This window comes from Pseudomonas izuensis (assembly GCF_009861505.1).
Taxonomy (GTDB): Bacteria; Pseudomonadota; Gammaproteobacteria; order Pseudomonadales; family Pseudomonadaceae; genus Aquipseudomonas; species Aquipseudomonas izuensis.
Window position 1 is genome coordinate 30,766 of the sequence record NZ_WTFT01000024.1, and the last position, 19,444, is coordinate 50,209.

A 19,444-nucleotide genomic window follows, 5' to 3' on the forward strand; every position below is an offset into this window, starting at 1 on the left:
TCAGCGTCTCGCTTCAATCAGGGCGTCAGCTTCAGCCAGGCGTTCATGGGTGCCGACATCCACCCAATGCCCGCTCAGGCGTTCGCCGGACACTTGTCCTTTCGCCATCGCGGCACGCAGCAACGGTGCGAGCTTGAACGCCCCGCCAGAGCAACCTTCGAAGAGCCGCGGATGCAGCACCGCAATGCCGCTGTACGTCAGGGTGGTGGCTCCAGGATGGCCATCGCGAACCTGCCCATCGATCAGTTGAAAATCCCCGGCCGGGTGATGGGCCGGGTTGCTGGCCAACACCAGATGGGCAAGACCGACAATCGGCTGATGCAGCACACTGAAGTCGTAATCGGTCCAGATGTCGCCATTGACCACGACAAAGGCCTCATCGCCCAGCAACGGCAATGCACGGAAAATCCCGCCACCGGTCTCCAGCGGCTCCCCTTCCGGCGAGTACTGGATGCTCACGCCATAGCGCGATCCATCGCCCAGATAGTCTTCGATCTGCTGACCGAGCCAGGCATGATTGATCACAATCTCGGTAAAACCCGCACTGGCCAGCGCACGCAGGTGATACTCGATCAGTGGCACCCCGCCTGCACGTACCAGCGGTTTTGGCGTGGTCAGGGTCAACGGGCGCATGCGCTCGCCTTTGCCTGCCGCCAGAATCATCGCCTTCATGCCGTCACTCCGGCACGCAGACTGGCCAGCAACACATCCAGTCCGGCCAGTTCAGGACGGCGAGCGATCACGGCTTCTATATAAGAAAAGAACCGCGGCACGTCGCCCAGGTAACGCGGCTTGCCGTCGCGATGACAGATGCGGGCGAAGATCCCGATCACTTTCAGGTGACGCTGCACACCCATCAAGTCACTGGCACGCAGGAAGTCTTCAAAGTCCGGCTGCACCGGAATATTCAACGCAACGGCCTGCTGCCAATAACTTTCCAGCCAACCGCGCACGCGCTCTTCGGGCCAACTGAGGAAGGCATCTTTGAACAGGCACGTCACGTCGTAGGTCACTGGACCGTAAACCGCATCCTGGAAATCCAGCACACCGGGATTCGGCTCGCTGAGCATCAGATTGCGCGGCATGTAATCGCGATGCACCAGGACCTTCGGCTGGGCCAAAGCGCTGTCGATCAACAAGTCGCTGACTTGCTGCCAGAGCACTTGTTGCGCCGCGTCGAACTCGACGCCCAGCTCACGCTTCACATACCACTCGGGGAACAATTCCAGTTCCCGACGCAGTAACGCCACGTCATAACTCGGCAGCGGAGCAACCATCGGTAATTGTTGAAAAGCCAACAGCGCTTGCAGAGCATCCTTGAATAAATCGTCGGCGTTTTCGCTGTCGATTACGTCGAGGTACGTCTTGTTGCCCAAGTCATTAAGCAAAAGAAAACCGCGCTCGAGGTCTTCGGCATAAATTTTCGGCACATTAATTCCGGATTTCGCCAGCAGAAAAGCGATATCCACGAATGGTTTGCAGTTTTCCTGGGGCGGCGGCGCATCCATTACGATGAAACTTTTACCCGCGCCCTCCCAACGGAAATAACGCCGAAAACTCGCGTCGCTACTGGCCGCAGTCAACGTGGCCGGAGGTATGGCACCCCAACCCTGTTCTGCAAAAAGAATCGCCAACTGTTCATCGAGCCAAACTTTCAGGTGTTGCAAACGTACATCTTGTTCAGGCATTGCTAGGGTCTCCGACGGCGCTAGCCGTCAAGCGGGTCATGCTTTATTATCCAGCATCTTTTTCAGACCATCGAGAGGCGTGCGGCCCACACCGCGGGCAGATGGCACGCAGGAAGCCCGGACTAATAAGATGGCATTGAAATCCCCCGCGTTTCGTAAAAAATTTCCGTTGTTGGTAACCGGCAGTCTGCTGGCCTTGCAACCCTTGGCCACTTCCTTCGTGGTTGCCGCGGAACAGTATGACTGCTCAGTCTCTGCTTCGGGTGCCTGGGACTGTGCGCCAAAATCACCGGCGGCTGCCTTGCCTCCGCGTCCCGTCCATGAAGGCAGCGCAGTCTCCGCAACCGGCGAGGTCCCGGCCGAGAGCGGTTCCAGCGAAGAGACTGGCACCAAGACCGCACTGGTTACCGAGTCCGAGGGCCGCGGCCTGAAGTCGCGTAGCGAAGACTACAGCCACCTCGACTGGGTTCCCCGCGAGCAACTCACTGCGGCACAACTGGCCGAAACCGGTCCTTACTGCTCTGGTTCCTATATCGAACCGATTCGTCCTGGCATGAATGACAAGACGAGCAAAAGTGACGCGCCAACCTTTATCGGTGCGAAAGCCTCGCGCTATAAGCAGGATGAGCAAGTCGCCACCCTTGCCGGTGACGTGGTCATGCGCCAGGGCAGCATGCAGGTTGAAGCCGACGAAGCCAACCTGTACCAGGCCGAGAGCCGGGGCGAACTGGCCGGCAACGTGCGCATTCGCGACAACGGCGCGCTGATCGTGGGCGACCATGCCGACGTGCAGCTCGATACCGGTGAGGCCAAGGTCGACAACGCCGAATACGTGATGCACAAATCCCGCATCCGTGGCAACGCGCTGTATGCCAAACGTGCAGAGAACGCGATCATCCGCCTCAAGGATGGTACGTACACCACGTGCGAACCGAACAGCAACGCCTGGCAGCTCAAGGGCAACAACATCACCTTGAACCCGGCTACCGGCTTCGGTACCGCGACCAACGTGACGCTGCGGGTCAAGGACATTCCGGTCCTGTACACGCCGTACATTTATTTCCCGATCGACGACCGTCGTCAGTCCGGCTTCCTGCCGCCGACCATCGGCACCGGCAGCGATACCGGCTTCATGCTGGTGACTCCGTATTACTTCAACCTGGCACCGAACTACGATGCCACGTTGTATCCGCGCTACATGGACAAGCACGGCTTGTTGATGGAAGGTGAGTTCCGTTACCTGACCAAGTCCAGCGAAGGTCAGTTCGGTGCCGCGTACCTCAACGACGAAGACACTGAACGCAAGCTACAGTCCGACTACGAAAAAAACCGCTACATGTATAACTGGCAGCACAAGGGTGGCCTGGATTCGCGCGTATTCACGCAAGTCGACTACACCAAGCTCAGTGACCCTTACTACTTCCAGGATCTGCAGACTGACCAGATCGGTGTAAAAAGCGCCGACTACGTGAACCAGCAAGGCTCTGTGACCTATCGCGGCGACAGCTATACCGCCCGTGTGAACGCGCAGGCATACCAGTTGGCAACCGTGTCGAACATCACGCCGTATGACCGTTTGCCGCAAATCACCTTTGATGGTGCTCTGCCGTATCATCCAAGCGGCCTGGACTTCACCTACAACACCGAAGTCGTGCGGTTCGACCGGGATCTGAAAAACGGCAACTTCACCGATGAAGATGGCAACGTTTCGCCGCGCCTCGACACCAACGTTACGGGCCTGGCGCGCGCCACCGGTGATCGCCTGAACCTTGCGCCAGCCGTCAGTCTGCCGCTGAACTGGACTTATGGTTTCCTGAAACCGACGCTCAAGTACCAGTACACCCAATATCAATTGGATCTGGACAGCATCGGTAAGGCTCAGATTGCCGCGCAAACCCCGGAGCAGGACAATCTCAACGGTACTTTTGGCAGCAACCAGAACCGTGGCGTGCCGATCGCGAGCATCGACAGCGGCCTGTACTTCGATCGCAATACCCAATGGTTCGGCAAGAACTATCGCCAGACGCTTGAGCCACGCCTGTACTATCTCTATGTTCCCGAGAAAGACCAGACGGACATTCCGGTTTTCGACACCGGCGAATACACCTTCAACTATGCATCGCTGTTCCGCGACAACCGTTTCTCGGGCTCCGACCGTGTCGGCGACGAGAACAAACTGTCGCTGGGCGTGACCAACCGCTGGATTGAAGACAACGGGTTCGAGCGTCAACGCATCAGTGTCGGCCAGGCCTTGTACTTCAAGGATCGTGAAGTCCAGTTGCCGGGCATCGATGCTTCAACCCGACAAGACGCCCACTCCAACGTGTCCCCGTATGCGCTGGAATACGAATATCGCTGGAACCGCGACTGGCGCACGACTGCCGACTACAACTGGGATCCGGACAGCCGCAGCCCACGTTCGGGCAGCGCGATGTTCCACTACCAGCCTGAAGACAATCCGAACAAGGTCATCAACGCCGGCTATCGCTATCGCAATGACCAGATCCGCTATGACCAGACCACCGGTAAATGGACCGTGGGCGGCGGTGACTATGGCACCCCTGGCACTCCTGGCTTCGTGAAGGATTACTACAAGATCGAACAGCACGACTTCTCGGTGATCTGGCCGGTCGTGCCGCAATGGAATGCCATCAGCCGCTGGCAGTACGATTACAACCGCAACCGTACCCTGGAAGCCTTCGGTGGCTTCGAGTACGACAACTGCTGCTGGAAACTGCGCCTGATCAACCGTTACTGGGTTTCCTATGACGAATTCAGTCAGGAAGCACCGCAAAACGAAAAAGGCGACCATGGCGTCTTCCTCCAAATTGTTCTGAAGGGACTCGGCGGCCTCACCGGCGCCAAGGTAGAGAGTTTCCTCGACAAAGGCATTCAAGGTTATCGTGAACGTGAAGACCAAGCTTTCTGATTGTCTGCGCCCGCTGTTGCTGGGCGCGCTGTTCCTGGGTACCGCGGCCAACGCCGCGGTACAGTCCATCGATAAGGTGGTGGCCATTGTCGACAACGACGTGGTCATGCAGAGCCAACTGGACCAGCGCGTTCATGAAGTTCAGCAAACCATCGCCAAGCGCGGCTCTGCCGTGCCGCCGGCCAGTGTGCTGGAGCAACAGGTGCTTGAGCGCCTGATCGTCGAGAACCTGCAACTGCAGATCGGTGAACGTTCCGGCATCCGCATTACCGATGAAGAACTGAACCAGGCTGTTGGCACCATCGCCCAGCGCAACAACATGTCGTTTGAACAATTCCGTGCCGCCCTGACTCACGACGGCCTGTCTTACGACGACGCCCGTGACCAGATCCGTCGCGAGATGGTTATCAGCCGTGTACGCCAGCGTCGTGTGGCCGAGCGCATCCAGGTGTCGGAGCAGGAAGTGAAAAACTTCCTGGCTTCCGACCTTGGCAAAATGCAGCTGTCCGAAGAGTTCCGCCTGGCCAACATCCTGATTCCTACGCCGGAAAGCGCCAACTCTGAAGCGATTCAGAACGCCGCCAAGCAGGCTGACGCGATTTACCAGCAGATCAAGCAAGGTGCGGACTTCGGTCAGTTGGCCATTGCCAAATCCGCCAGCGAAACCGCACTGGAAGGTGGCGACATGGGCTGGCGTAAAGCCGCTCAACTGCCACCGCCGTTCGATCGCCTGCTGAGCACCATGGCCGTTGGTGATGTCACCCAGCCGATGCGTACACCGGGCGGTTTTATCATCCTGAAAATCACCGACAAGCGTGGCGGTGGGGCTCAGGTACGTGACGAAGTGCATGTGCGACACATCCTCGTCAAACCGAGCCCGATCCGCGACGAAGCAAAAACCAAGGCGCTGGCTCAGTCGCTCTACACCCGAATCGAAGCGGGCGAAGACTTCGGCGAATTGGCGAAAAGCTACTCGGAAGATCCGGGTTCTGCCCTCAACGGCGGCGACCTGAACTGGATCGACCCGAATGCACTGGTTCCCGAGTTCCGCGAAGTGATGGCCAAAACGCCACAAGGTCAGCTGTCCAAGCCGTTCCAGACGCAATATGGCTGGCACGTACTGGAAGTCCTTGGTCGTCGCGCCACTGACAGCACCACTCAGGCTCGTGAGCAGCAAGCCATGACCGTATTGCGCAACCGCAAGTACGATGAAGAGCTGCAAACCTGGCTGCGTCAGATCCGTGACGAAGCGTACGTAGAAATCAAACTCCCTGGCGCCGACCAGGCAGCGCAGTGAAACCTAAACGTTTCGCGCTGACACCCGGCGAACCGGCCGGCATAGGTCCCGACCTGTGCCTGCTGCTCGCCGCGCAAGCCCAGCCACACCCCCTGATAGCCATTACCAGCCGCAGCCTGCTCCTTGAGCGGGCCGCGCAGCTGGGTGTGGTTGTCGACTTGCTGCCGGTTGCACCGGACAACTGGCCGGACGTACCTGCACCCGCCAACAGCCTGTATGTCTGGGATACACCGCTCAATACCAAAGTCGTCGCCGGGCAACTGGACAAGGCTAACGCTGCCTTCGTTCTGGAAACCCTGACCCGCGCCGGCCAAGGCTGTCTGGACGGGCATTTTGCCGGGATGATCACCGCCCCCGTGCACAAGGGTGTGATCAATGAATCCGGGATTGCCTTTTCCGGGCACACGGAATTTCTTGCCGACCTGACCCATACCGCACAAGTGGTGATGATGCTCGCCACTCGCGGGTTGCGCGTGGCTCTGGTCACCACCCACCTGCCCCTGCGTGAGATTGCCGATGCGATCACGCCAGAGCGTCTGGAACGGGTCACTCGAATCCTGCATGCCGACCTGCAGGAAAAATTCGGCATCGCCCAACCACGCATTCTGGTCTGTGGGCTCAACCCCCATGCCGGTGAAGGCGGACACCTGGGCCATGAAGAAATCGATATCATCGAACCCACATTGGAGCGCCTGCGCGGCGAAGGCATGGACCTGCGTGGCCCCCTGCCCGCCGACACTCTGTTTACCCCAAAATATCTGGAGCACTGTGATGCAGTGCTGGCGATGTACCACGACCAGGGCCTGCCTGTGCTGAAGTACAAAGGCTTCGGCGCGGCAGTCAACGTGACCCTCGGCTTGCCGATCATCCGCACGTCGGTCGACCACGGCACTGCCCTGGATCTGGCCGGCAGCGGCAAGATCGATACCGGCAGCCTGCAAGTCGCCCTGGAAACCGCCTACCAGATGGCCGAGACCCGTTTATGACCGAGCAATACCAACACCGGGCGCGCAAGCGTTTCGGCCAGAACTTTCTGCACGATGCCGGCGTTATCGACCGCATCCTGCGCTCCATTCACGCCAAACCCGACGACCGGATGCTGGAAATCGGTCCGGGCCAGGGTGCGCTCACCAAGGGCTTGCTCAACAGCGGCGCCCAGCTCGACGTGGTGGAACTGGATAAAGACCTGATCCCGATCCTCAACCAGCAGTTCGCCGGCAAGAGCAACTTCAACCTGCACCAGGGAGATGCGTTGAAGTTCGACTTCAACAGCCTGAATGCCGCGCCGAACAGCCTGCGGGTGGTCGGCAACCTGCCTTACAACATCTCGACACCGCTGATTTTTCACCTGCTGCACAACGCCCACCTGATTCGCGACATGCACTTCATGCTGCAAAAGGAAGTGGTTGAGCGCCTGGCGGCAGGACCTGGCGGCGGTGACTGGGGCCGGTTATCGATCATGGTCCAATACCACTGCCGGGTTGAGCATCTGTTCAATGTCGGTCCGGGCGCGTTCAACCCGCCGCCGAAAGTCGACTCGGCTATCGTGCGCCTGGTGCCTCACGCCGTGCTGCCGCACCCGGCCAAGGACCACCGGTTGCTGGAGCGCGTCGTGCGCGAAGCCTTCAACCAGCGTCGCAAGACCCTGCGCAATACCCTCAAGTTGCTACTGAGCAATGCCGAAATCGAAGCCGCCGGTGTCGACGGCAGTTTGCGTCCCGAGCAACTCGATCTGGCCGCCTTCGTGCGCCTGGCTGACAAACTCAGCGAACAATCCCTACAGACGCCTGCGCAGGCCTGACAAGGCCGAAGCGTTATCGGGTAGGACACCAGCGCTCATGTCTGGTTTACTACCCGATACTTGGCCTAGACTGAACTCAATCAGCTACGCCCCGCGTCCCGCTTCGTTTTTAAGGCCTCTTGCATGTCCGATCCTCGTTATCAGGTCGACGTCAGCGTCGTCACCCGCTATCTGGCAGAACAATCGCAACCCGAACACGACCGCTTTGCCTTTGCCTACACCATCACCGTGCACAACAATGGCCTGATACCGGCCAAACTCTTGTCACGGCACTGGGTAATCACCGATGGCGACGGGCATGTCGAAGAGGTTCGAGGTGCGGGCGTGGTTGGCCAGCAACCGCTGATCGAAGCAGGCAAGAGTCACACCTACAGCAGTGGCACGGTCATGAGCACCAAGGTGGGCACCATGCAAGGCAGCTATCAGATGATCGCCAACGACGGTAAGCAATTCGACGCCATAATTGCGCCATTCCGCCTCGCGGTGCCCGGAGCCTTGCACTGATGGCGACGTATGCCGTCGGCGATCTGCAGGGCTGCCTGGAGGCCCTGCAATGCCTGCTTAAGCAAGTTGCATTCGATCCCGCAAAAGATCGCCTGTGGCTGGTCGGCGACCTGGTCAACCGAGGCCCGCAATCGCTCGATACCTTGCGCTTCCTCTATAGCATCCGCGAATCGCTGGTTTGCGTACTCGGTAATCACGACCTGCACTTGCTGGCCGCCGGGCAGAACATCGAACGTCTGAAGAAAGCCGACACCCTGCGCGAAATCATCGAAGCACCGGACTGCGCCGAGCTGCTGGACTGGCTGCGCCAGCAAAAACTCATGCACTACGACGAACAACGTAACGTGGCGCTGGTGCATGCCGGCATTCCGCCGCAATGGTCGCTGCGCAAAGCCCTGAAGTGCGCAGCCGAAGTCGAGACAGCCCTGCGTGACGACAATCTGTTTCCGCCCTACCTTGACGGTATGTACGGCAACGACCCGGCGAAATGGGACAACGACCTCAAAGGCATCACACGCCTGCGGGTGATCACCAACTATTTCACCCGGATGCGTTTCTGTACGGCCGAAGGCAAGCTTGACCTCAAGAGCAAGGAAGGTCTCGACAGCGCGCCACCGGGTTATAAGCCCTGGTTCCAACACAAGGAACGCAAGACCAAGGATGTGAAGATCATCTTTGGTCACTGGGCCGCACTGGAAGGCAAAGTACTTGAGCCGGATATTTCTGCCCTCGACACCGGCTGCGTGTGGGGCGGCGCCCTGACGTTGATGAATGTCGACAGCGGTGAGCGTCTGTCCTGCAAATGCAACGAAAACGGCCATGCCGCCGAGCCACCAGTCCTCCCACCAACTTCCGTACCATCGTCAGCCAGCGCCCCGCGCTAGACTGCGCTTTCAGCCGAGCCACAGGAGCCCGCCATGAGCGAATTCAAACGTATCCCCCCGGAACAGGCCCAGGCCCTGCGCGAGCAAGGTGCCGTGGTGGTCGACATCCGCGATCCGGCCACCTATGCCACGCTGCACATCAGCGGCTCAAAGCACCTGGATAACCATTCGATTTCGGACTTCATCCGCGCCGCAGACCTCGACGCTCCCATCGTGGTGGTCTGCTACCACGGCAACTCCAGCCAGAGCGCAGCCGCCTACCTGATCAGCCAGGGCTTCTCGGATGTCTACAGCATGGATGGCGGTTTTGAGCTGTGGCGTACGACTTATCCTTCGGAAACCGCGCAAGGCACCTCCGAATAATTTTTTTGTAACACGTAAGCCCGCGGCTTGCGCGGGCTAGCGCGGTGGCAGACGAACGGTCTGCCACACATAATTACGTATCTCGCCTTTACCTCCCGATAAAGCAACTATCCTTAAGCGCAGGCCATCCAAAACAGGGGAGAGCCGGTACACCGGCGCACGGATCATCGGGAGTAGCTTTCGGAGTCGTTAGTTCCGAAAGAGTTCTGGGGGGTAAACAGCGACCGCCTGTTCGGTTGCTGCCAGCATCGACTGAATGATCCGGCGTCGGCTCCACGTATCGAGCGAGGTGACGTCATGAGTATCTTTAGCCACTTCCAACAACGCTTCGAGTCCACACGCCAGGAAGAACTCACGCTGCAAGAGTATCTGGAACTGTGCAAAAAGGACCGTAGCGCCTACGTTTCCGCCGCAGAGCGCCTGCTCCTGGCCATCGGTGAACCAGAGCTGCTCGACACCTCGACCAACTCGAGGCTGTCGCGAATCTTTTCCAACAAGGTGATCCGTCGCTATCCGGCCTTTGAAGACTTCCACGGGATGGAAGAATGCATTGACCAGATCGTTTCGTATTTCCGCCATGCCGCTCAAGGCCTGGAAGAGAAGAAACAGATCCTCTACCTGCTCGGCCCCGTCGGTGGCGGCAAATCATCCCTGGCCGAAAAGCTCAAGCAGCTGATGGAAAAAGTGCCCTTCTACGCCATCAAGGGCTCGCCGGTTTTCGAATCACCTCTGGGTCTGTTCAACGCCACTGAAGATGGCGCGATCCTCGAGGAAGACTTCGGTATTCCACGGCGCTACCTCAACACCATCATGTCGCCTTGGGCAACCAAGCGCCTGGCCGAATTCGGCGGCGACATCAGCCAGTTCCGCGTGGTCAAACTGTACCCGTCGATCCTCAACCAGATCGCCGTGGCCAAAACCGAGCCGGGAGATGAAAACAACCAGGACATCTCGGCACTGGTGGGCAAGGTCGATATCCGCAAACTGGAGGAATTCCCGCAAAACGACGCCGACGCCTATAGCTACTCGGGGGCACTGTGCCGGGCCAACCAGGGCCTCATGGAATTCGTCGAAATGTTCAAGGCGCCGATCAAGGTGCTGCACCCATTGCTGACCGCCACCCAGGAAGGCAACTACAACAGTACCGAGGGCCTGGGCGCGATTCCGTTCACCGGGATCCTGCTGGCCCACTCCAACGAATCGGAATGGCATACCTTCCGCAATAACAAGAACAACGAAGCATTCATCGACCGGATCTACATCGTCAAGGTACCGTACTGCCTGCGGGTCAGCGACGAAGTGAAGATCTACGACAAATTGCTGTTCAACAGTTCGCTGGCAAAAGCCCATTGCGCACCCGACACGCTGAAAATGCTCGCCCAGTTCACCGTGCTTTCCCGCCTGAAGGAGCCGGAAAACTCCAACATCTACTCCAAGATGCGCGTGTATGACGGCGAAAACCTCAAGGACACCGATCCGAAGGCCAAGTCGATCCAGGAATACCGCGACAATGCAGGTGTCGATGAAGGCATGAACGGCCTGTCGACCCGCTTCGCATTCAAGATCCTGTCGAAGGTCTTCAACTTCGATCCGCACGAAATCGCCGCGAACCCGGTGCACTTGCTCTACGTGCTGGAACAACAGATCGAACAGGAACAGTTCCAGGCAGAAACCCGTGAACGCTACCTGCGCTTCCTCAAGGAGTACCTGGCGCCGCGTTATATCGAATTCATCGGCAAGGAAATCCAGACCGCCTATCTCGAGTCTTACAGCGAATATGGCCAGAACATCTTCGATCGCTATGTGCTGTACGCCGACTTCTGGATTCAGGACCAGGAATACCGCGATCCGGAAACCGGAGAAATTCTCAACCGCGTGGCACTGAACGAGGAACTGGAGAAAATCGAAAAACCGGCGGGCATCAGCAATCCGAAGGATTTCCGCAACGAGATCGTCAACTTCGTATTGCGCGCCCGTGCCAACAACAACGGCAAGAACCCGACCTGGCTCAGCTACGAAAAACTGCGGGTGGTCATCGAGAAGAAAATGTTCTCCAACACCGAAGACCTGCTGCCGGTCATCAGCTTCAACGCCAAGGCCAGCAAAGAAGACCAGCAGAAGCACAACGACTTCGTCACACGGATGGTCGAGCGGGGCTACACCGACAAACAGGTACGACTGCTGTCCGAGTGGTATCTGCGAGTCAGAAAATCACAGTAACCCGCTGCCGGTCAGACCGGTTGTCGTCAGCCAGAGGCCTGTGTACGCGTTTTCTGATACACAGACCTCTGGAAGGTGTTCGAAAGTCGGTAGCGAGGTACAGGCAGCATCCAAAAGCGCTTGGGGGAGCGTGAACATCCCTTGGCACCGATCCGATGCTGCATAACCGCTCGCCCCTTTCAGGACAGCTTCTAAGGAGCAGTCATGAGCTATGTGATCGACCGACGTCTCAATGGCAAAAACAAGAGCACGGTGAACCGTCAGCGGTTCCTGCGGCGTTACCGTGACCACATCAAGAAGGCTGTCGAAGAGGCGGTCAGCCGGCGCTCCATTACCGATATGGAACACGGCGAGCAAATCAGCATTCCCGGCCGCGACATCGACGAGCCGGTGCTTCACCACGGTCGCGGTGGCAAACAGACCGTGGTTCACCCCGGCAACAAGGAATTCACCGCTGGCGAACACATTGCCCGCCCGCCGGGAGGCGGCGGCGGCAGAGGGCCTGGCAAGGCTGGTAACTCGGGCGAAGGGATGGACGAGTTCGTCTTCCAGATCACCCAGGAAGAGTTCCTGGAGTTCATGTTCGAAGACCTTGAACTGCCAAACCTGGTAAAGCGCAACCTGACCGGTACCGACACGTTCAAGACTGTTCGAGCCGGGATCAGCAACGAGGGCAATCCGTCACGGATCAACATCATCCGTACCCTGCGTTCGGCCCATGCACGGCGAATCGCCCTGTCGGGCAGCAGTCGGGCGAAACTGCGCGAAGCCAAGGAAGAACTTCTGCGATTGAAGCAGGAAGAACCGGATAACTTCGGCGATATTCAAAAACTCGAAGCAGAAATCGAAAAACTCAGCGCGCGCATTCACCGCGTGCCGTTTCTCGATACGTTCGACCTCAAGTACAACCTGCTCATCAAGCAACCCAACCCCAGCTCGAAGGCCGTGATGTTCTGCCTGATGGACGTGTCCGGTTCCATGACCCAGGCTACCAAGGATATCGCCAAGCGCTTTTTCATCTTGCTGTACCTGTTTCTCAAGCGTAATTACGACAAGATCGACGTCGTGTTCATCCGCCACCACACCAGCGCCCGCGAGGTGGACGAAGAGGAGTTCTTCTATTCCCGCGAAACCGGTGGGACCATCGTGTCCAGCGCCTTGAAATTGATGCAGGAAATCATGGCCGAGCGCTATCCGGCCAACGAATGGAACATCTACGCCGCCCAAGCCTCCGACGGCGATAACTGGAACGACGACTCGCCGATTTGCCGCGACATCCTGATCAACCAGATCATGCCATTCGTCCAGTACTACACTTACGTTGAGATAACCCCACGCGAACATCAGGCTCTGTGGTTCGAATACGAGCGCATCGCCGAAGCCTTTTCTGACACTTTTGCCCAGCAACAACTGGTCTCGGCCGGAGATATCTACCCGGTCTTCCGTGAACTCTTCCAGCGCAGGTTAGTGACATGACCGCCAAAGAGCTGAAGCGCCAACCCATTTCCACCGGCTCCGAGTGGACGTTCGAGCTGATTCAGGCCTACGACCGCGAAATCAGTCGTCTGGCGGCTCGCTACGCGCTCGACACGTATCCCAACCAGATTGAAGTGATCACCGCCGAACAGATGATGGATGCTTACGCCTCCGTCGGCATGCCGCTGGGTTATCACCATTGGTCCTATGGCAAACACTTCCTCAGCACGGAAAAATCCTATTCACGTGGCCAGATGGGGCTGGCCTACGAGATCGTAATCAACTCAGACCCGTGCATCGCCTACCTGATGGAAGAAAACACCATCTGCATGCAGGCACTGGTCGTGGCGCATGCCTGCTACGGACACAACAGCTTTTTCAAGGGCAATTACCTGTTCCGAACCTGGACCGACGCCAGCTCGATCATCGACTACCTGGTGTTCGCCAAGCAGTACATCATGCAGTGTGAAGAGCGCCATGGTATCGACGCGGTCGAGGACCTGCTCGATTCTTGCCATGCGCTGATGAACTACGGGGTCGACCGTTACAAACGCCCCTATCCGATTTCCGCCGAAGAGGAGCGTCGCCGGCAGAAGGATCGGGAGGAGCATCTGCAGAAACAAATCAATGATTTGTGGCGGACCATTCCAAAGGGCGCAGACAAGTACAGCGACAAGGACAATGCGCGCTTCCCCGCCGAACCGCAGGAAAACATCCTCTATTTCATAGAAAAACACGCGCCGCTGCTGGAACCGTGGCAGCGGGAAATCGTGCGCATCGTGCGCAAGATCGCGCAGTATTTTTATCCACAGCGCCAGACTCAGGTCATGAACGAAGGCTGGGCCACCTTCTGGCACTACACATTGATGAATGACCTGTATGACGAAGGCCTCGTCACCGATGGCTTCATGATGGAGTTCCTGACCTCCCATACGAGCGTTGTCTTTCAGCCCGGGTTCGACAGCCCCTATTACAGTGGTATCAACCCTTACACCCTGGGATTCGCCATGTACCGCGATATCCGTCGCATGTGCGAAGAACCCACCGAAGAAGATCGCCGCTGGTTCCCGGAAATTGCCGGTACTGACTGGCTGTCGACCATTAAATTCGCCATGAGCAGCTTCAAGGACGAGAGCTTCATCCTGCAGTACCTGTCACCCAAAGTGATCCGCGACCTGAAACTGTTCAGTATTCTCGATGACGACCAGAAAGATGATTTGCTGGTCCCGGCCATTCACGATGAAGGGGGCTATCGGATCATCCGTGAAACGCTGGCCGCGCAGTACAACCTGGGCAATCGCGAGCCCAACATTCAGATCTACAGCATCGATCGTCGCGGCGACCGCTCCCTGACGCTGCGCCATCAGCAACACGACCGCAAGCCGCTGGGGGACTCCACCGAGGAAGTGCTCAAGCACCTGCACCGCCTCTGGGGCTTCGACATACACCTGGAGACCCTGCAAGGGGACCAGGTGATGAAAACCCACCACGTTCCGCCCAGAAGCGAGCACAGCGAAGGCGATTACGGCCGGCTGGATTTGGCCGTCATCCATCTTTGATACCGTCAGTACCTCCGAAAGCTCGACGCAACGGTTATCCTGTCGAGCTAACGGAGGTTTTTTATGCAGATTTATAAAGTCGGCGGCGCGGTACGCGATCGCCTGCTGGGCATACCTGTCACGGACATCGACCGGGTCGTGGTCGGCGCCACTACCGAAGAGATGCTTGCCCAGGGCTTTCGGCCGGTAGGCGCAGATTTCCCGGTGTTCCTTCACCCCAAAACCGGTGAGGAGTACGCCCTCGCCAGGACCGAACGCAAAAGCGGACGCGGTTATGGCGGCTTCACTTTTCACGCCAGCCCTGACGTGACGCTCGAAGAAGACCTGATTCGCCGTGATCTGACAATCAACGCCATGGCCGAGGACGATCAACAGAACCTGACCGACCCCTACCACGGCCAACGTGACCTTGAAGCGCGCATTCTTCGTCACGTTTCCCCCGCGTTTGCTGAAGATCCGCTCAGAGTTCTGCGTGTTGCCCGCTTTGCCGCGCGTTATGCCGAGTTGGGTTTCACCGTTGCCCAAGAAACGCTGGAGCTGATGCGTCAACTCAGCGAGTCCGGCGAGCTTCAAGCCCTCACGGCGGAACGGAGCTGGAAGGAAATCTCCCGCGCATTGATGGAAAACCGGCCAGAGGTGTTCATTGAAGTGCTGCGCGCGTGCGGCGCACTCAAGGAATTGATGCCGGAAATCGATGCGCTGTTTGGGGTGCCACAACCAGAGGCTCATCACCCGGAAATCGACACCGGCGCGCATATCCTGAGCGTGCTTGCACAAGCGGCTCGGCACAAACAGCCGCTGACGGTGCGCTGGGCCTGCCTGCTGCATGACCTGGGCAAAGCGCTGACGCCACAGGAAGAATGGCCACGGCACATTGCCCACGAGTTCAAGGGACTCAAGCTGATCAAAGCGGTCAACGACCGCTTCAAGGCGCCCAGGGATTGTCAGGAATTGGCACTGCTGGTGGGCGAGTATCACACCCACGGTCATCGCGCCCTGGAATTGAAGCCCTCGACTTTGCTGGAACTGCTGCAAAGTTTCGACATTTACCGACGACCGCAACGGTTCGAGGAATTCATCGCAGCGTGCGAAATGGACGCTCGTGGACGCGAAGGCCTGGAGCAACGAAGTTATCCACAAGCGGATTATTTGCGCGGGGCGGCCAATGCGGCGCGGGGCGTGGCGGTTCAGCCGTTGCTGGAGAAAGGATTCAAGGGGCCAGAACTGGGCGAGGCGATCAAGCGTGAACGACTCAAAGCATTGAAGGCCTACAAAGAAGCGGTGTCTACCTGAAAAGCATCGCGGGCAAGCCTTGCTCCCACAGACACAGCGCGCATCCTGTGGGAGCAAGGCTTGCCCGCGATGGCGGCAGCAGGGTTACAGCAAATTCGAAGGCGTCAGTTGTTGCCCGCGCCATTCAAACGCCACCGGCGCCAGCACCTGATCGATCTGTGCCTCACCCCAAAGCGTCGCAAAGCTTTTTCCTACACCCAGATGCACTCGATCTGGCGCAATCAACGACAGCGGCCACAACACAAAGGCATTTTTCAGAATTTCTGCCCGCGGCAGAATCAAGCCATCGAAGTTACCCACCAGATCGCCGTACAACAGCACATCGATATCCAGCGGCAAACCCTTGCGATCCGGCGCATAGCGCCCATTGTCGGCTTCGATGAATTTCAGTCGGCGATCGAGCTCCATCAACGGCAGATCGGTGAAGGCCGACACCACGAAATTGAAGAATGGCCCGCTCTTGATCCCTACCGGCTGGCTTTCGAAGACCGGCGAGCAATGGATGTCCACCAGAAAACCTGCCAAGGCATCCAGTCCGGCCCGCAAATGGGATTCGCGCTCGATATTGCTACCGAGCCCAAGATACACCTGAGTCAGCGACATCCGCGCTCGATCTCCACGCCCACGCCACCGGTAGCGGCAGGAACCGCGCCTGGCTTGGTCAGCTTGAGGCGCATCCAGGTGATCTTGAATTCGCTCATCAGCACTTCAACCAGGCGCTCGGCAAAGGTCTCGACCAGCTGGAACTGCGCCTGCTCGGCAAAGGCCTGGATCCGCGACGAAACACTGGCGTAATCGAGCGCCAGGGTCAGGTCGTCGCCGGCGGCAGCCGGACGATTATCCCAGGCGAAACTCAGATCAAGACGCAAGCACTGTCGGATGCCTCGTTCCCAGTCGTAGGCCCCGATCACAGTGTTGACTTCCAGGCCCTCGATAAACACTCTGTCCAAGCACTTTTCTCCGCTACACGACAAGGGCGCATTGCGCCGTTAGAATCAGGGCGTCCTCGCCCGGAATAGTTAGCATGTTTTGGTTATTGGCGATCCTCGCCTACCTGCTCGGCTCTCTGTCCTTTGCCATTTTGCTCAGCCGCCTGACCGGCAACCCCGATCCACGCTCGAGTGGCTCGGGCAATGCCGGTGCCACCAACATGTTGCGCCTGGCCGGTAAAAAACTCGCCATCCTGACGTTGCTCGGCGATCTCTGCAAAGGACTGCTGCCCGTGCTGATCGCCGGTGTTGCAGGCCTTTCGCTGCAGGATCAGGCCTGGATCGGCGTCTGCGCCGTCATCGGACACCTGTTCCCGCTGTATTTCCGCTTTCGCGGGGGCAAGGGTGTCGCCACCGCTGCCGGGATGTTGCTGGGCTTGTATCCACCCGCTGCACTGATGGCGGTCTGCGCCTGGCTGCTGACGTTCTACCTGACCCGCACCAGCTCGCTGGCCGCCCTGATTGCCACGCCGTTGACCCTACCACTGCTGGCCTGGCAAGAACCGGCGGCATTGCTGCCCATGAGCACGCTCACAGGACTGATCGTCTGGCGTCATCGCGGCAATCTACGCGACCTGTTTGCCGGGCGCGAACGGCATTTTTAGATACCGTACATGAGTGCCACTCATTACAACGCCGACAACTGCTCCATCGGCCAGCGCGCCTGCACGCTGATCGCCAGGCTTTCCTGCTGGCCGGCCTGCAAACGCTGGCAGCCGGCGAACGCGATCATTGCGCCGTTATCGGTACAGAACTGCGGGCGGGCATAAAAAACATCGCCCTTCATGTCGCCGAGCATTTTTTCCAAAGAAGAACGCAGCGCCTTGTTGGCGCTCACGCCTCCTGCGATCACCAGTCGCTTCATGCCAGCCGCCTTCAGGGCACGCTTGCACTTGATGGTCAAAGTCTCCACCACGGCCTGCTGGAACGCCAGCGAGATGTCGCAACGGGCTTGCTCACCGTCGTCCCCGGCGCTCACGCACTGCTGCCAAGTGTTCAATGCGAAGGTTTTCAAGCCGCTGAAGCTGAAATCCAGGCCAGGGCGGTCACACATCGGGCGCGGGAACACGAAACGCCCTGCAACGCCTTGCTCCGCCAGACGCGCGATTTCCGGGCCACCCGGATAATTGAGGCCCATCATCTTCGCAGTCTTGTCGAAAGCTTCGCCCGCGGCGTCGTCCAGGGTCTCGCCCAACAGCGTGTATTGACCGATTCCGTCGACCTGAACCAGCTGCGTATGACCGCCGGACACCAACAAAGCGACGAACGGAAATTCCGGTGGCTGCGACTCCAGCATAGGCGCCAGCAAATGGCCTTCCATGTGGTGCACGCCCAGTGCCGGAATGCCCCAGGCAAAGGCCAGCGCCTGAGCGCAGGAAGCCCCCACCAACAACGCTCCCACGAGGCCAGGACCGGCAGTGTAGGCAATGGCGTCGATCTCGGTCGGCACACAGCCGGCTTCGGCCAACACCTGACGAATCAAGGGCAGCATGCGCTTTACGTGATCGCGCGAGGCCAGTTCCGGCACCACGCCTCCGTAAGCACGGTGCAGGTCAATTTGACTGAACAGTGCGTCGGCCAGCAGGCCACGTTCACTGTCGTAAAGTGCGACACCGGTTTCGTCGCAGGAGGTTTCTAATCCCAGTACTAGCATGGGTTTGCGCCTTGTTTAGGCTGAATTCGAAGGCGCGCATAATAGTCGTCGCGTGATGCCCCGACCAGCGGTTTTCGATCAGAGGCTTTGCATTCCGAGCGATGAGGGGTTAACATCCGCAACCCTTAAAAACCGACGTCTTCAAGTGCTCTTTTGCCGCGAGGATGTTGACCCCGGTAATGAATGAAGGTAGCTCTGGATGCCAGCCGTCAAAGTAAAAGAGAACGAACCCTTCGACGTAGCTCTGCGTCGTTTCAAGCGCTCCTGCGAAAAAGCCGGTGTACTGGCTGAAGTTCGTAGCCGCGAATTTTACGAGAAGCCAACTTCTGAGCGTAAGCGCAAAGCAGCAGCCGCTGTTAAGCGTCACGCCAAGAAAGTTCAGCGCGAACAGCGCCGCGCCGTTCGTCTGTACTAATACACAGACGATCGTAGCAAGCTTCTGCCAAGCCCGGCCCTCAGCCGGGCTTATGGCATTTGCGTAAAACGCTTGATGCTTCACCGTCGAAGCCGCAGATGCGACCGAGACAAATCTGCTTCATCGCGTCAGACCTGGCTTTTTGCCAGCGGTGCACGTCTTTTCTGACGAGCCTTTCAAGGCTACTGACGAGCACACCCACTGATTCCTCTCACGACGATCAGCCCAGGCATCTATTGCGTGCCAAACTATGAGCTATCCGAGACCATTGACTGGTCGCAGCCGGATTCAGCGCAACACTTTCAAATAGTCGAATACTGACAAGCATTAACGTCGGTGGATTTTCGGCAGATACACTTCCCGACAGCGATT

18 protein-coding genes are annotated in these 19,444 nt (G+C 58.3%); 13 read left to right on the plus strand and 5 right to left on the minus strand.

What is annotated here, in order from left to right; all coding sequences use genetic code 11:
• Both murU and GPL81_RS19825 read right to left on the minus strand, forming a co-directional pair.
• On the minus strand, positions 1-672 hold the full coding sequence (gene murU, locus GPL81_RS19820; RefSeq protein WP_160108083.1) for an N-acetylmuramate alpha-1-phosphate uridylyltransferase MurU: 672 nt from the start codon (positions 670-672) through the stop codon (positions 1-3).
• Positions 669-1,688: an aminoglycoside phosphotransferase family protein gene (locus GPL81_RS19825; RefSeq protein ID WP_160108084.1), complete on the minus strand. Its 1,020-nt coding sequence runs from the start codon at positions 1,686-1,688 to the stop codon at positions 669-671. The genes murU and GPL81_RS19825 overlap by 4 nt, the downstream gene beginning before the upstream one ends.
• Positions 1,689-1,818: 130 nt before the next feature.
• Between GPL81_RS19825 and GPL81_RS19830 the strand changes: the two genes are divergently transcribed.
• The 11 genes from GPL81_RS19830 to GPL81_RS19880 all read left to right on the plus strand — a co-directional run bounded on the left by GPL81_RS19830 (position 1,819) and on the right by GPL81_RS19880 (position 16,014).
• Positions 1,819-4,617 carry an LPS-assembly protein LptD gene (locus GPL81_RS19830; RefSeq protein ID WP_160108085.1) on the plus strand — a complete coding sequence of 933 codons (2,799 nt, stop codon included), beginning with the start codon at positions 1,819-1,821 and terminating at the stop codon, positions 4,615-4,617.
• Entirely contained in the window at positions 4,598-5,914 is a 1,317-nt protein-coding gene (gene surA, locus GPL81_RS19835; RefSeq protein ID WP_160108086.1) for a peptidylprolyl isomerase SurA, read from the plus strand. The genes GPL81_RS19830 and surA overlap by 20 nt, the downstream gene beginning before the upstream one ends.
• Positions 5,911-6,900, plus strand: a complete 990-nt coding sequence (pdxA, locus tag GPL81_RS19840; protein ID WP_160108087.1) for a 4-hydroxythreonine-4-phosphate dehydrogenase PdxA — start codon at positions 5,911-5,913, stop codon at positions 6,898-6,900. Before surA ends, pdxA begins: the two co-directional genes overlap by 4 nt.
• On the plus strand, positions 6,897-7,715 hold the full coding sequence (rsmA, locus tag GPL81_RS19845) for a 16S rRNA (adenine(1518)-N(6)/adenine(1519)-N(6))-dimethyltransferase RsmA (protein ID WP_096514688.1): 819 nt from the start codon (positions 6,897-6,899) through the stop codon (positions 7,713-7,715). Before pdxA ends, rsmA begins: the two co-directional genes overlap by 4 nt.
• 123 nt (positions 7,716-7,838) lie before the next feature.
• Positions 7,839-8,219 (plus strand): Co2+/Mg2+ efflux protein ApaG, encoded by a 381-nt coding sequence (gene apaG, locus GPL81_RS19850; protein WP_160108088.1) that lies wholly within the window; start codon positions 7,839-7,841, stop codon positions 8,217-8,219.
• On the plus strand, positions 8,219-9,103 hold the full coding sequence (locus tag GPL81_RS19855) for a symmetrical bis(5'-nucleosyl)-tetraphosphatase (RefSeq protein WP_160108089.1): 885 nt from the start codon (positions 8,219-8,221) through the stop codon (positions 9,101-9,103). Before apaG ends, GPL81_RS19855 begins: the two co-directional genes overlap by 1 nt.
• A 33-nt stretch (positions 9,104-9,136) precedes the next feature.
• Entirely contained in the window at positions 9,137-9,466 is a 330-nt protein-coding gene (gene glpE / locus GPL81_RS19860; protein WP_160108090.1) for a thiosulfate sulfurtransferase GlpE, read from the plus strand.
• A 297-nt stretch (positions 9,467-9,763) separates the two neighbouring features.
• Positions 9,764-11,686 carry a PrkA family serine protein kinase gene (locus tag GPL81_RS19865; protein WP_096514680.1) on the plus strand — a complete coding sequence of 641 codons (1,923 nt, stop codon included), beginning with the start codon at positions 9,764-9,766 and terminating at the stop codon, positions 11,684-11,686.
• 204 nt (positions 11,687-11,890) lie between these two features.
• Positions 11,891-13,162 (plus strand): YeaH/YhbH family protein, encoded by a 1,272-nt coding sequence (locus tag GPL81_RS19870; protein WP_096514678.1) that lies wholly within the window; start codon positions 11,891-11,893, stop codon positions 13,160-13,162.
• Positions 13,159-14,721, plus strand: a complete 1,563-nt coding sequence (locus GPL81_RS19875; RefSeq protein WP_096514676.1) for a SpoVR family protein — start codon at positions 13,159-13,161, stop codon at positions 14,719-14,721. The genes GPL81_RS19870 and GPL81_RS19875 overlap by 4 nt, the downstream gene beginning before the upstream one ends.
• A 63-nt stretch (positions 14,722-14,784) precedes the next feature.
• Complete coding sequence (locus GPL81_RS19880) at positions 14,785-16,014, plus strand: multifunctional CCA addition/repair protein (protein ID WP_160108091.1); 1,230 nt, start codon at positions 14,785-14,787, stop codon at positions 16,012-16,014.
• A gap of 84 nt (positions 16,015-16,098) precedes the next feature.
• Here GPL81_RS19880 and folK read toward each other — a convergent pair whose 3' ends face one another.
• Together folK and folB are read right to left on the minus strand one after the other, a co-directional pair.
• Positions 16,099-16,617, minus strand: coding sequence for a 2-amino-4-hydroxy-6-hydroxymethyldihydropteridine diphosphokinase (gene folK, locus GPL81_RS19885; protein ID WP_160108092.1), 519 nt, complete (start codon positions 16,615-16,617; stop codon positions 16,099-16,101).
• Positions 16,608-16,964: a dihydroneopterin aldolase gene (gene folB, locus GPL81_RS19890; RefSeq protein ID WP_160108093.1), complete on the minus strand. Its 357-nt coding sequence runs from the start codon at positions 16,962-16,964 to the stop codon at positions 16,608-16,610. The genes folK and folB overlap by 10 nt, the downstream gene beginning before the upstream one ends.
• A 74-nt stretch (positions 16,965-17,038) precedes the next feature.
• Between folB and plsY the strand changes: the two genes are divergently transcribed.
• Positions 17,039-17,608: a glycerol-3-phosphate 1-O-acyltransferase PlsY gene (gene plsY, locus GPL81_RS19895; protein WP_096514670.1), complete on the plus strand. Its 570-nt coding sequence runs from the start codon at positions 17,039-17,041 to the stop codon at positions 17,606-17,608.
• Between the two features lie 23 nt (positions 17,609-17,631).
• Here the strand turns inward: plsY and tsaD are convergent, their stop codons facing one another.
• Positions 17,632-18,657: a tRNA (adenosine(37)-N6)-threonylcarbamoyltransferase complex transferase subunit TsaD gene (gene tsaD, locus GPL81_RS19900; protein WP_160108094.1), complete on the minus strand. Its 1,026-nt coding sequence runs from the start codon at positions 18,655-18,657 to the stop codon at positions 17,632-17,634.
• 199 nt (positions 18,658-18,856) lie between these two features.
• On the opposite strand from tsaD, the gene rpsU reads away from it, so the two are divergent.
• Positions 18,857-19,072, plus strand: coding sequence for a 30S ribosomal protein S21 (gene rpsU / locus GPL81_RS19905; protein WP_002551877.1), 216 nt, complete (start codon positions 18,857-18,859; stop codon positions 19,070-19,072).
• The last annotated feature ends 372 nt before the right edge of the window (positions 19,073-19,444 follow it).